Origin of the sequence: Dorea sp. AGR2135, assembly GCF_000420885.1 — a bacterium.
Taxonomy (GTDB): Bacteria; Bacillota; Clostridia; order Lachnospirales; family Lachnospiraceae; genus Dorea; species Dorea formicigenerans.
In genome coordinates this window covers 136,474-150,802 of the sequence record NZ_ATVU01000001.1, presented here as the reverse complement: position 1 = coordinate 150,802, position 14,329 = coordinate 136,474, and the positions used below count along the sequence as shown (strand labels likewise).

Below are 14,329 nucleotides of genomic sequence, written 5' to 3'. Positions count from 1 at the left end.
CTGTTATATGCCTGTAAAAAACAAAATTCCAGTACAGACAAGAATCGGTATGCACCCAATAATTCCAAATACAATCGCAAGAATCTTATAGACCTTATTATCATATCCCGGAATGTAAGACTGCTTTGGCTTTGCCGGATTGTACATGACCGGAACTTTTGTACCGACTTGTGGAACACAGTGCTTGATGGACGCACCTTCATTCGTATATTTCATTCCATTTGCATAATATTCATATACCGGATAAAAGCTCAAACTTCCATCACCTGATGATTTGCTGTTGATTCTTATGACCAGTCCGACCGTATTCATCGTACAGTTTTTCTTTTTTCCATGTGAAATCAAGCCTATAATAATCGCCGGAAGCCAGAACGCTGCTCCCAGACCACATAGTGTTAATACAAGACCCAGTTCCAAATGACTAATTATAATGTCCACCCACGCACGGCTTCTTTCATGGCACTTCCGTAACTGATTTCTTCTACATCTTCTGTTGCAAGAATGTCTACTTTGCCAATCTCTTTTCCATTCAGCGAATAAATTACTTCGCCTATTTTATCCCCCTGTCTGACCGGTGCTGTCGCATTCTCTTTTAATTTTACTATTTTCTTTATCGTAGATAAATCTGCACCTGTCACATCTACATAAGAAAATAATTCCATCTGCGCGGCGCCAACTTTCTTTTCAACTCCATGTTTTACCGGCACATTCGGTATTTTGTTTACTTTATCTTCCTGATATTTCTGACATTTTCCAAAACCATAATTCAACAGTACAATAGCGTCCCGCATTCTCGCTTTGCTGTCATCTGCCGCCATAATGACAGCAATCATATCCGTGTTATCTTTCCTTGCTGTTGCAGAAATACAGAACTTTGCCTGACTGGTCGACCCCGTCTTAAGCCCAGTCGCATATTCGTATTGCCGGATCATTTTGTTCGTATTTGTAAGTCCAAACTGTGTAGAACCCTTTTTTGTCGTGTGCGTAATATCCTCCATCCAGATATTACAGTAATCAAAAATCTGTGGATATGTATGGATCAGCTCTCTGGACATTAGCGCGATGTCCCTCGCTGTCGTCACATGTCCATCCGCGTCCAGTCCGTTACAATTGACAAAATGTGTATTCTCCATGCCAAGGCCTTTCGCCCGCTCATTCATCTGATTTACAAATTCCTGTTCATTTCCACAAATGTACTCTGCCATGCAGACACAGGCATCGTTGGCACTGGCTACGGAAATACATTTTATCAGTGTCTCTACTGTCTGCACTTCACCTGGTTCTAAGAATACCTGGGAGCCACCCATAGAAGCCGCATATTCCGACGTTGTCACCTCGTCCTCTAAATGTATCTTTCCTTCTTGCAGCGCATCAAAAATCAGCAGCAATGTCATGACCTTTGTGACACTTGCCGGCGGTCTCTTGGAATCTGCATCTTTTTCATAAATTACCTGTCCCGTAGATGCTTCCATTAAAAGAGCAGACGGTGCGGAGATGTCCACATTTCCCGTCTGCTGCGTATTTACATTATCTGTATTTTCTGTTGTATCCGATGAATTCTGCTCTCCTGCTCCAGCGTTCTGGCCAGTGTCTGCGTCTGTATTTTGTCCCGTATTCGTATTCAGAATAATCAGTTTTTCAGACTGCGCAAAAACCGGTTGTGTCAGTAGAATCAAGCAGATTAACCACACCAGAAATTTTTTCATAATCCGTGCTCCAACACATACTTTTGTAGTAAATATATGATGGAGGGATTGTTTTATAACTTCATTTTTAATCTACCTTATCAAAAATCTCTTCCAGTGTCATGGCTATATGTGGAAACTCCCGCAAGGTAATAATCGTATCGGCATTATAATCTTTTTCGTCCTTATCCTCCTGAAGAATATAACTGTACACTAGTTTATATTTTCCTTCTTCAAGATAATATATCTCTACTGCATGCTCCCTTGGTGAGACAATCCAATACTCGCTTACTCCTGCCTGCTCATAAATCTCTTTCTTCTCCGTCTTGTCTCTGAGTGCTGTCGCCGGACTCAATGTCTCTACAATAAACTTTGGTGTTCCATGATATGCACTGTGTTTCAGACCTTTTCGATCACAGACAAGCATAATATCAGGTACAACATAGTCATCGTTTACCTCCGGGTGATATTTATAATCCAGGTTTTCCATAAATACCAGACATAAACTATCCTTCAGCCCTTCTCTCACTTTTCCATAAATGTTTCCATTTACAATTCCATGTCTGAAATTGGCTGCCGGAGACATATTATAAATTACACCGTTAATCTTTTCTGTCTTCTGGTAATCATCTTTCAATATTGGCATGATAAACATTCACCGTCCTTTTTATTATTTATGTCCGCATATAACTTCTAAAGTATTTTCATTTATTATGTATATTATAACATACTTTTCTATTTCTTCAAGCATAATTATATTTAAATCAAGCATAAAAGATTAGTCTTAGAACCAACAATATCGGAAAATCAAAACAGACAGTACTAAAAACACATGTACTGTCTGTTTTGATTTTCCGATATTGTTGTATCTTACATATCTTATCTATTCACTACATATTTGTGAAGTGTACTTCTTACTGCACCTGTTCCGGCAAATAATTCTGCTGCCATAGACTCAATTCTTTCTCCAAGTCCGATTTCATATAGATTTACGCCAAAAATGTCTTCACGACTATAAAGCTGTTTCAAGCATGTAAAATCCTGTTTTTCTTGTTTTATTTTAAGACCTGAAACTATCTTTTGAAGTTCATCAAGTAATGGATCCGGTGATGGTTCAAATTTATTTCCCACATCATCAATTCCTCTTAAATATCTTGCATATCCAGCTAAGACAAGAGGAATTAATACCAACTCATCCAAATTCAATCCTCGCTCAATATATCCCTTAATTGTCTCTCCAAATCGTATAGACAATTTTTGTGATGTATCCGTTGCAATTCTCTGAGGTGCATCTGGCATAAATGGATTAGGGAGTCGTCTTTCTAAAACTGCTCCTATAAATTCTTCTGGTTTTAAAACTCCTGGATCTACAACAACTGGCATAGCTTCTGTATATCCAATTTTTGTAATTAAACCGCGCAAATCCTCATCTTTCATTTCTTCTGAAATCAACTCATATCCTAACAAGCAGCCAAAAATTGACATTGCAGTGTGCAATGGATTCAGACATGTGCAAACTTTCATCTTTTCTACTTTGTCAACTGTTTGCTGGTCTGTATAAATAACACCTCCCAATTCAAGTGGTGGATGCCCATTTGCATAATGATCTTCAATTACCAGGTATTCAGTCTCTTCGGCATTAACAAATGGAGCTGTATAAGTATGGCGTTCTGTAATAATGGTCTCTGTATCTTCAAATCCATCCTTTTTCAACATATTTTGTACTTTTTCATCTGGTCTCGGAGTGATTTTATCAATCATACTCCATGGATATGTAACTTTTTCTCCATTTTGAACATACGCCAAAAACTCTGCCGGCACCAATCCCTGTGCCACCCATTCTTTTGCATATGAAACAACTGCCTGTTTCACTTTGTCTCCATTGTGACTACAGTTATCCATACTCTGAACTGTAAGAGGGTATGCCCCAGTCTGAAATCTTTCTAATAATAACGCAGTTACTTTTCCCATGATTAGTGTTGGATTTAACCCATTTTTCAAATCTTTTTCTGATACAGAATATCCTTTTTCTGTAATTGTAAAGCTAATCATCTGCAAAGATGGATTTTTCATAATTTCCACTAATCGCGCCCAGTCATTTTCAAACTCTGGATCTGCTTTCAAACTTTCTGTCACTGAAGCAATCACTTTTTTACGGATGCTTCCATCAGACTGAAGCAGAACAAGAAGGCTCAAATTATCATAAGGTGTATATGCTTTATCAATAATTTCATAATCAAAACCTTCTGCAACAATAACTCCTCGGTCATATTTTCCAGAATCTAGTGTATCCTGTAGGATTGCTGCTGGAAATGCACGAAAAATATTTCCTGCTCCGAAATGTACCCATGTAGGCTCACGATATGTTTTTCCTCTTACAGTATCAATATCAAACTTTGGGAGTTCATATCCTGCTGCTTGCCACTCTTGTGAAGCACCATTTTTAATATCTGTTAATCTCATAATTACACAGTTCTCCCTTCTGCTTTTTCTTTTTCAAGCATATCCCAAATTCCAAGAATATACATAATTCCAAGTGCTCGATCATATAATCCATATCCAGGTCGTACATTCCCAGGACCTTCTGTCCAAAGTTGACGTCCATGATCCGGACGAATATATCCCTCGAATCCTCCTTCATGATATGCTTTGACAATATCCAGGATTCCAGTCTCTCCATCACAATCTCTGTGACTTGCCTCAATAAAATCTCCGTTTGGCAGATGATGTACATTTCTTATATGTGCAAATGCAATCCGGTCACAATGTTTCTTCACAATGTCTGCAACATTGTTATTTGGATTTGAACTCAAACTGCCTGAACATAATGTAAGACAATTATGTGGATCATCCACCATTGCCAAAAAGCGATCAATAGATGCTGAATCTACTAATAATCTTGGCAATCCAAAAATATCCCACGGTGGATCATCCTGATGAATTGCCATCTTAATACCTGTCTCATTGCAAACTGGCATAAGTGCTTCAATAAAATATTTTAAATTATCCCAAAGTTTTTCTTTGGTCACCGGACGATAAGCTTCAAATAATTCATCCAGCTTTGCCATTCTCTCTGGCTCCCATCCAGGAAAGGTAAGTCCATTCAAATTATTTAAAATATAATCTGCCATTTCTTTCGGGTCATCTTGAATCTTACTTACTTCATAGTACATAGCTGTCGATCCATCTCCAACAGGATGAAATAAATCAGTTCTTGTCCAATCAAATACTGGCATAAAATTATAACAAATGACTTTAACACCAAATTCAGCAAGATTACGAATCGTTTGAATATAATTTTCAATATATTTATCTCTGCTTGGAAGTCCGATTTTTATATCATCGTGTACATTTACAGATTCGACAACATCCATATTAAATCCGTATGGTTCTAATTGCTTCTGTACTTCTGCAATTTCTTCTTTCTCCCAGATTTCTCCTGGCTGTTTATCATGAAGCGCCCAAACAATACTTGTTACACCCGGAATCTGTTTTATGTCAGACAATTTTATGTGATCATTTCCTTCGCCATACCAGCGAAATCCCATCTGCATAGGCATATATCTTCTCCTCCGTACTAATGTTTATTTGTCAAATGTCAATACTATTTTTCGAATTGACGGATCATGGGTATCATTAAAATCAAATGCTTTTTGTGCATCTTCAAAATAAAAACGATGACTAATACTATTGTTCAAATTTACTTTTCCTTTATTCACCATATCAATCACTGTTTGAAATTTTCTGTTCTGAAGTCGGCTTCCTCTTACATCTAATTCTTTTGAAGTTATCGCAAATTGATTAATTTCATCAGGATCTACTCCAAATCCCATTGTTATCACACGCCCTGCATTACCGGCACATTTACATGCAGTTAAAAAACTGCCATGAAAACAAGCAGCATCAATAACTACTGTCGGTCCATATCCATCCGTTAACTCGTGTGCTTTTTCTACTACATCTTCCACCTTACTATTAATGATATCAGTTGCGCCATTTTCAAGACTTTCTTTTAATTTATCTTCTTCAATATCTACCATTATTATTTTATGTGGATTGTAGAGCCTCGCTATTCTAAGAATGCTGCTTCCAAGAGCTCCTGCACCGATAATCATAAGATTATCTTCAAATACCAGCTCTGCACGACTACATGCCTGCACCGCAATTGTTGTAGGCTCAATCATAACTGCATCTTCATAAGATAATGTTTCCGGCAAAAGATAACAGTCACTTTCCGGAACTGCCATATACTCCCTGTATCCACCGTCAATATGCACACCTCTTACTTGCAAATTCTCGCATACATTTGGTCTGCCTTTTCTACACGCATAACAATGTCCACAAGCAGTTACCTGATCAATGATAACTCGGTCTCCTACTTTGCGCTTTGTAACATTTTCACCCGTCTCAACAATTTCACCGACCATCTCATGCCCAATGACTCTTGGATATGTTGCAGCCGCATTTTTACCATGATAAATTCCGACATCTGATCCACAGATACCAGCAACATGAATTTTTACCAAAACATTATTTTTTTCATCAATAGCTGGTTTCTCCATATCGATTATCTGCAACTCATTCGGTTTCATAATCTTAACAGCCTTCATACTACTACCTTCTTTCTAATCAACCTTCACCTTACAAATTATTTTCCGTACTGTTTCTTTTTGTTCTCCTGCATTACAAAGCGGACAATGTGGTTCCATTGGCCATACGGCATAGAATTCACCTTTTCCAATTCGAACATTATAAGTATCTTCACATTTCCAAAATCCATTATCTGTTTCATCACTGTAATCAATCTCAGATTCTTTTGGAAGCGGAGCGATTCCACATCGCTCTGCTTCACAAATCATATAATGAATATCCATAAATTTCTTATGAATTTCCATTTCTGCCTCTTCCCGATAATGTGACTCTTTACTTAACACATAGACAATAACTTCATCCGGAACAAGTTCATATCTCCCATCTTCAAGTTCTGGATCTTCTTCATGTTCTGCAATAAAATGAAGTGCTGTACTAATATTGGGATGGATATTCTCATAACGTTCTATATTTTTTATAGAATCAACAATCATACCAATTCTCCTCACTTACTATAATCCCTGAATCTCTGCCCATACACTGTCGTCAACAAAAATTCCATTTTCATCATGGTCTTTATTGAACTGAACATAATCTTCACCTGGTGCCATAATTCCATTACTATGCTCTGCAAGCTCTGCGCTCTTAAGATATTCAATTGCACGACGAACAGTCTCACTCATCTTATCTCCATCAGTAATCTTCTTAGGATCAATTACAATCATAACCTGAGAGCATCCTCCACAAGATCCTTTTGTCTCTGCATTCAAATCAACAGCTCCTACACCATCTGATAAAATGGAACCAAGCACATCTAACATAAAACTAAAGCTAGATCCCTTCCAGTAACCAATCGGCATAATTCTCATAGATTCTTCAATTGCTCCCGGATCGTCTGTAATATTACCATCTTTATCAAAGCCTCCAGGGAATGGAAGTTTCTTACCTGCAAGTCTTGTTACCTGTAATTTTCCATAAGCATACTGACTGATTGCCATATCAAGCTGTAATGCCGGTCCTCCATTTACTCCAGGACAAGCCATAACAAATGGGTTATTTCCAAGACGGCACTCTTTTGCTCCCCAAGGTGGCATACATGCTTCTGTATTGGTCCACATAATACCTACATAACCTTTTCTGGCAACATAAAGACCATATGTGCCTCCACGCATCCAGTGTGTTGTATTCTTCAGACCTACCATACCAATTCCGTATTTGTCTGCCATCTCCATTGCCTGATTTGCTCCATATAATGCATTTAAGATACCAGGTCCCATATTTCCGTTAATGACTTTAATCGCACCACAATCTTTTTCAATAGTCGGATCTGCATTTACATCTACCCATCCTTTCTGGATATAATCAACAAATCTTGCCACTCTATTTGTTCCATGAGAATAAATTCCATCATATGTGGATTCTGTATGAATACGTGCACAGGTATCTGCTTTCTCTTCAGATAACCCATATTTCATAAAAACTCGTTTAATTTCACTCTGAATTTCCTCAAAAGATAATCTCATAATTGTTCTCCTTTACTTAAATGAATATAAATCGTTTTTTAGTTATATTTACGCCGCACCATATACCAGATTTGGAAGGAACAGACACAAATCTGGAAATACTGCAAGTAAGATCAACAGGATTATGATTCCTGCGATAAACGGTATCGATTCTTTTGTATACGTCTCCACCGGACAATCCAAAACTGAACATGTCGTATACATGGTGACTCCGATTGGCGGTGTCATGCCTCCCATTGTAATCAAAATCATATAAATAATACCGAAATGAACCGGATCAAATCCATATGAAACAATAATCGGAAGGAAAATTGGTGTCAACAGAAGTACATTTGCTGTAGCTTCCATAAACATTCCTACTACAAAGACAAACAACATAACGATTGTCAGGATTACATATTTATTTTCAGATAACTTCACAATAAATGATGCAAGACTCTGTGGTAACTGACCTGTTACAATCGCATAACCAAAAGCATTAGAACAAATAATAATAAACATAATAACTGAAAGATCAACAGCTGTTGTCGCAAGACATTCAATCAGTTTTTTTACAGTCAGTTCTCTGTATACAAACATTCCTACAAATAATGCATACACAACTGCAAATGCTCCTGCCTCGGAAGGTGTAAATACTCCAAAACGAATTCCTACAATCAGGATGACCGGGAACATTAACGCCCAGATGTTATCAATCAATCCTTTTAAAAGTTCTGGTAGTGTAGCAATCTTCTCACGTTCTGGTGCATAATCTCGTTTCTTTGAAATGCGACTTACTGCAAACATCAGAACAATTGTCATTAAGATTCCCGGTACAATTCCTGCAAGAAACAATCGACCGATGGAAACCTCTCCTGTTACACCATAAAGGATCAATCCAAGTGATGGTGGAATGGTAGCGGTAATCAGTCCACCCATTGCAAGAATTGCTGCCGTAAATCCTTTTGAATAACCTTTCTTTTCCATATCTGGTCCTAAAATACGACTTTCCATAGCTGCATCCGCAGTAGCAGATCCTGAAATACCACCCATCAGACATGAAAGTAAAACGGATACCTGTGCAAGTCCTCCTCTCATGTGACCTGTTGCAAGATTGCAAAACTTTATCAGACGTGAGGTAATTCCTGTTTCATTCATCAAGTTTCCGGCAAGCACAAAGAACGGAACCGCCAGCAGAGAAAATGACTGTGTACTGGATACCATCTTCTGAACTACAATTTCCATTGGAATTCCTTTTGTTACAAAAAATGAAGCTGCTGAAATTCCTACTGTAAATGCGACTGGCACCCCAAGAAGCAATAATACAACAAACAAAATTCCTAAAATAATCATGCCTCTACCTCCTTCTTCTCAAAGTAACTATAATCATTACTCATAAATCTGCGAACACACTCTACAATACGTTTTACAGCCGTCAGACTCATCAGCGCGCAACCTATCGGACAGCTTGCTGTCGCGAAAGAGTAACTGATATAAAGTGTATTGTATTTTCTGTCAGGATTAATGACACAAAGAGAAATTCCATAATATACTCCTGCCAGAAGAAAAGCCAAAATCAGGCAGTAGATTGCCAGTCGCAATGCATTCTGTATTTTCGCCGGCAACTTATTCGTCAACATATCAACACCCATATGTCTATCTTTTCGCATAGCAAGATCTGCACCTATAAAACTTACCCACGCAAAGGCCAACTGTGCAAGGTCTGTTGACCAGGACATATCAATTCCGAAAAATCTGAGAACTGCAGCCGCGAATACGGTTACAATCAATAACATCAGTCCGATACACACAAATCCAGTTTCAACTTTTACCAGACCATCTTCAAATTTCTTATACATTCTTTTGTCAACTCCTCTTCTATCGTCCAAGTTCAGCATCTAATTTTGCTTTTACATCTGCATAACCAAGTTCATCATATACAACCTGGCATGCTTCTCTGAATGCATCTACATCACAATCTACAACTTCAATTCCACCATCGATCAGGGTTTGTAAATATTCATCGTTCTTTTCTATTACAGTTTCTGATCCTGCGATACCAGCCTCATAACTTGCTTCTGTTATAATATTCTGATATTCTTCTGGAAGGTTCTCGAACCATTTCTGAGACACTACCAATGCTGTTAATAATTGCTGATGACCTGTAAATGAGAGATAATTCGTTACTTCCTGCATAGAAGATCCAACCGCCGCTGACAGATGAACTTCTACACCATCAATTACTTTCTGCTGTAATGCCTGATAAGATTCTGACCACGCAAGTACATTTGTATTCGCTCCCATTGCCTCTAATGTAGAGGTTACAACCTGTGCTCCTGAAGACCGGATACGCTGTCCTGACAAATCTGACGGTTCTGCAACAGGTTTCCTTGTAAATAATTCACGTTCACCCTGATAATAATTGAATGAAAGAATATGAAAACCTTTGTCTTCCAGTTGATTACAAAGTTCATGGTATGTATTCGTCTCAAATAATTTCTGTGCTTCTTCATAGTCTGAAGCAACATATGGTGCTAAGAGAACTCCGAAATCATACACATAATTGGAAAGACGTCCTGCCTCTGTAATAACACCTACTCCAGATCCAACCAGCGCCTGTTCCAGAACATCTTCATCTGTACCAAGCTGTCCACCGGAATATATCTGTACATCAATCGCACCGTTCGTCTTTTCTTCCACCTGTTTTTCAAAGACTTCTGTCAATGCAACATATAATGGGTCTGCCTCATTTAAAACAGTACCAATCTGTAGAATATATTCATCTTGCTTTTTGTCCGTCTTCGCACATCCGGCAAGTGATGCCATCAATGCTCCTATAAGACAAATCGAAACGAGTTTCTTCATTTTGTTTCCTCCTCTTCTCTACATTTTAGAGACAATTGCTGCAGAAATCAAAATTCCTGTGTCGACTCAGAAATCATTCTGTATTTTACATTTACATACTAGCATACTAACATGTTATAGTCAATATGGGGATTTAGCATAAATTATTCTAGTTTTTTTGTATATTTTATACAAGTATTTATTTACAAAAAAAGAATACCACTTTTTTCGATGATGTGATATTCCCAAATGAATGTATATATTTTATATGTTATTTTACAGGCTTCCACCCAAAATGCTGTTCTTCTCATCTTCACCAGATACAAAAAATCCTGGATAATCCTGAATCAGCTCCTCTTTTTCGACCAAAATCTTTCTGACGTGATCTTTCAGTTCACTGTATACTTCCTCAATTTTCCCCTGCTCTGCCAGACTTACAATCTGTTCATGCTGCTGGATTGTGCCAGTCAGAGTCTCTTCATTACGAATCGTTAGAATACGAAGCCGGTCATAATGTCCATTATAATTCGAAATCAACTCCCAGCTCAGCTGCTGTTCTGCTACTTCAAACAGTGATTTGTGGAACTGATTGTCAAGCTGTACAAAACCAGCAAAATCTCTTTTATTCCAATACTCTTTCTGCTTTTCAATATTAGCACGAAGAAACTGATAATCCTGTGTATTTACATTAGCTAGAAATGGTTCGATGACTGACAGTTCCAAGGACTCTCGTAAAAACCTCTCCTGACCTACTCGTTTTATATTAATCGGTGACACTTTTGTACCTTTTTGCGGAATTGCCTCAACAAGACCTTCCTTCTGAAGCTGGATAAATGCTTCTCTGACCGGCGTTCTGCTTACCTGTAATTTGGTTGCTATCTCCTGCGTACTCATCTCTGTCCCTGGTACAAGATGAAGTGTCATGATCCCTTTTTTTAATTCTTGATAAACCGCATTCTGTACGGTATTTTTGTTACTCATAACTTTCTCCATTCACTTTCTATACATCTATAATATGCTATCATGTTACCATTTTTTTTGTTAAAATACAAGTAAAAGAGCAGATACGAAAGCTTCTCCTAATTCTTTCACATCTGCTCTTTTACAATCTTTCTCATCTAACTGAATCATTTTTAATGATATGATTCATTCTGAATCTCTACTCAATTCCTTTTACCGGATAGTCCTGTGCCTCTACTGCATTTTTAAGCACTTCATCAGCAACCTCTTTTTCCAGTGTCACTACGGCTGTTCCTGCTTCGTGGCTTACAACTGCCTCTTTGACACCGTCAATTGATTCCAGAGTTTTCTTTACTCTTGCCTCACAGTGTCCGCACATCATTCCTTCGATTTTCATTGTCTTTGTCATGGTTGATTCCTCCTGTTTCTTTTTACTTTCTTTTTTATGTTTTATTTTTTTATCTTTGCTTGCGTCATACATTTTGAAGAGATTCAGTCTCAGTGCATTTGTAACAACACAGAAGCTGGATAAGCTCATGGCTGCCGCACCGAACATCGGATTCAGTTTCAGTCCGAATAATGGATACCAGATACCTGCTGCCAGTGGGATTCCAATGACATTGTAGAAGAATGCCCAGAACAGATTTTCATGAATGTTCCGAAGTGTTGCACGGCTCATGCGGATGGCTGCCGGTACATCGCTTAAACGGCTCTTCATCAGTACAACGTCTGCCGCGTCAATGGCAATATCTGTTCCGGCTCCGATTGCGATTCCCATATCTGCTCTTGTAAGTGCCGGTGCATCGTTGATACCGTCACCGGCCATAGCAACTTTTCCTTTTGTCTTAAGTCTTCGGATCACGCTTTCTTTTCCTTCCGGAAGTACGCCTGCGATCACCTCGTCAACACCTGCCTGCACGCCGATTGCTTTTGCAGTACGCTCATTGTCACCTGTGAGCATAACAACGTGTATTCCCATGTTCTGAAGTTCTTTTACTGCTCTCGGACTGTCTTCTTTGATAACATCAGCCACTGCAATAATTCCCATAAATGTTCCGTTCTGGCTGAAGAATAGTGGTGTTTTTCCCTGTTCGGACAAATGTTCTGCCTGACGCTTCATTTCTTCAGATACTTCGGAATACTGTCCGATATATTTCAAGTTTCCACCAAGAACTTCTGCGCCACCTATTTTACCGGAAAGTCCATTTCCCGGAACTGCCTGAAAGTCAGATACTTCTGTCAATTTTTCGCACTCAGACTGCTCTACTTCTGATTCTACACGTCCTGTGATCGCTTTTGCAAGTGGGTGTTCACTCTTCTTCTCCAAAATGTATGCAAGAACCAGTAATTCAGATTCACTTACTCCATTTGCAGGGAGAATATCTGTGACCTGAGGTTCGCCACTTGTTATAGTTCCGGTTTTATCAAGAGCAACAATTTCCATTTTTCCTGTCTCTTCCAGAGAAACGGCTGTCTTGAACATAATTCCATTTTTCGCGCCCATACCATTTCCAACCATAATTGCGACCGGAGTGGCAAGTCCAAGGGCACATGGGCAACTGATAACAAGTACGGAAATTCCTCTAGCAAGAGCAAATCCGACGCTCTGACCAGCTAAAAGCCACACAACAATCGTAATCACTGCGATTGTAATAACCGTTGGTACAAATACACCTGATACCCGGTCTGCAATCTTTGCAATCGGTGCTTTTGTTGCCGCCGCATCGCTGACCATCTGAATGATCTGAGACAGTGTTGTGTCCTCTCCGACTCTTGAAGCCTCACATTTTAAGAAACCGGACTGATTGACTGTCGCAGCAGATACTGTATCATTTGGCGCCTTATCTACCGGAATGCTCTCACCGGTCAGAGCTGCCTCATTGACCGCACTGTTTCCTTCCAGAACAATACCATCTACTGGTATATTTTCACCAGGTCTTACTATGAAAATGTCTCCTTTTTTCACCTGCTCAATGGAAACTGTTTCTTCTTTTCCATCGCGGAGCAGTACTGCCGTCTTCGGAGCCAGTTTCATCAGACTCTTAAGAGCATCTGTCGTCTTACCTTTGGAATGTGCCTCCAGCATCTTTCCAACCGTAATAAGAGTCAGGATCATAGCTGAAGACTCAAAATAGAATTCATGCATATATGACATCACGGCATCCATATCCATGCGCATCTGCGCATCTGTCATAGCAAACAGCGCATAAACACTGTATCCATAAGAAGCTGTAGAACCAAGGGCAACCAGTGTGTCCATATTCGGCGCTTTATGAATCAGTCCTTTAAATCCGCTGATAAAGAACTTCTGGTTGATGACCATAACAATCGTAGTCAAAAGCAACTGAGCCAGTCCCATTGCCACATGATTGTCCGCCATAAATCCTGGCAATGGCCAGTTCCACATCATATGTCCCATGGACAGATACATAAGTGGTATAAGGAAACATAAAGAAGCAATCAGCCTCCGCTTCAATACTGGTGTATCTCTGTCTTTCAAAAAATCATCATTGTTTTCGGCAGCACTGCCTGTCTTTTCATTTGCTGCACCTTTCAGCGATGCACCATATCCGGCATTTTCCACTGCTTCTATAATTTGAGCTGACGTTGCTGTTCCTTCGACTCCCATGGAGTTCGTCAGAAGACTGACCGAGCAGGATGTAACACCCGGCACCTTTGACACAGCCTTCTCTACTCTGGAACTGCAGGCCGCACAGCTCATTCCTGTCACTGTATATTGTTCCATCA

Annotated in this window: 13 protein-coding genes; all 13 read right to left on the bottom strand. The window is 39.1% G+C overall.

Annotation, left to right across the window (positions count from 1 at the left end; translation table 11 throughout):
- Nucleotides 1–3: 3 nt before the first annotated feature.
- The 13 genes from G593_RS0100735 to G593_RS0100670 all read right to left on the bottom strand — a co-directional run bounded on the left by G593_RS0100735 (nt 4) and on the right by G593_RS0100670 (nt 14,327).
- Nucleotides 4–438 (bottom strand): DUF3592 domain-containing protein, encoded by a 435-nt coding sequence (locus G593_RS0100735; protein ID WP_242827010.1) that lies wholly within the window; start codon nt 436–438, stop codon nt 4–6.
- Nucleotides 426–1,706, bottom strand: a complete 1,281-nt coding sequence (locus tag G593_RS0100730; RefSeq protein ID WP_029730416.1) for a D-alanyl-D-alanine carboxypeptidase family protein — start codon at nt 1,704–1,706, stop codon at nt 426–428. Before G593_RS0100730 ends, G593_RS0100735 begins: the two co-directional genes overlap by 13 nt.
- 67 nt (nt 1,707–1,773) lie before the next feature.
- Nucleotides 1,774–2,331: a Uma2 family endonuclease gene (locus tag G593_RS0100725; protein WP_005336584.1), complete on the bottom strand. Its 558-nt coding sequence runs from the start codon at nt 2,329–2,331 to the stop codon at nt 1,774–1,776.
- A 233-nt stretch (nt 2,332–2,564) separates the two neighbouring features.
- Nucleotides 2,565–4,148 (bottom strand): mannitol dehydrogenase family protein, encoded by a 1,584-nt coding sequence (locus G593_RS0100720; protein ID WP_029730415.1) that lies wholly within the window; start codon nt 4,146–4,148, stop codon nt 2,565–2,567.
- A 2-nt stretch (nt 4,149–4,150) separates the two neighbouring features.
- Nucleotides 4,151–5,239: a mannonate dehydratase gene (gene uxuA / locus G593_RS0100715; RefSeq protein WP_334290737.1), complete on the bottom strand. Its 1,089-nt coding sequence runs from the start codon at nt 5,237–5,239 to the stop codon at nt 4,151–4,153.
- Between the two features lie 30 nt (nt 5,240–5,269).
- Nucleotides 5,270–6,295 (bottom strand): zinc-binding alcohol dehydrogenase family protein, encoded by a 1,026-nt coding sequence (locus G593_RS0100710; protein WP_022278365.1) that lies wholly within the window; start codon nt 6,293–6,295, stop codon nt 5,270–5,272.
- Between the two features lie 15 nt (nt 6,296–6,310).
- A complete protein-coding gene (locus G593_RS0100705) occupies nt 6,311–6,769 on the bottom strand; it encodes a YhcH/YjgK/YiaL family protein (protein ID WP_029730413.1) in 459 nt (152 codons plus the stop codon).
- 18 nt (nt 6,770–6,787) lie between these two features.
- Entirely contained in the window at nt 6,788–7,798 is a 1,011-nt protein-coding gene (gene yiaK, locus G593_RS0100700) for a 3-dehydro-L-gulonate 2-dehydrogenase (protein WP_029730412.1), read from the bottom strand.
- Nucleotides 7,799–7,846: 48 nt separating this feature from the next.
- On the bottom strand, nt 7,847–9,130 hold the full coding sequence (locus G593_RS0100695) for a TRAP transporter large permease (protein WP_029730411.1): 1,284 nt from the start codon (nt 9,128–9,130) through the stop codon (nt 7,847–7,849).
- A complete protein-coding gene (locus G593_RS0100690; protein WP_022278369.1) occupies nt 9,127–9,636 on the bottom strand; it encodes a TRAP transporter small permease in 510 nt (169 codons plus the stop codon). The genes G593_RS0100695 and G593_RS0100690 overlap by 4 nt, the downstream gene beginning before the upstream one ends.
- A 19-nt stretch (nt 9,637–9,655) precedes the next feature.
- Nucleotides 9,656–10,642 (bottom strand): C4-dicarboxylate TRAP transporter substrate-binding protein, encoded by a 987-nt coding sequence (locus tag G593_RS0100685; RefSeq protein WP_022278370.1) that lies wholly within the window; start codon nt 10,640–10,642, stop codon nt 9,656–9,658.
- Nucleotides 10,643–10,897: 255 nt separating this feature from the next.
- Complete coding sequence (locus tag G593_RS0100680; RefSeq protein WP_049946436.1) at nt 10,898–11,602, bottom strand: GntR family transcriptional regulator; 705 nt, start codon at nt 11,600–11,602, stop codon at nt 10,898–10,900.
- A 178-nt stretch (nt 11,603–11,780) separates the two neighbouring features.
- On the bottom strand, nt 11,781–14,327 hold the full coding sequence (locus G593_RS0100670; RefSeq protein WP_029730408.1) for a heavy metal translocating P-type ATPase: 2,547 nt from the start codon (nt 14,325–14,327) through the stop codon (nt 11,781–11,783).
- Nucleotides 14,328–14,329 lie beyond the last annotated feature (2 nt).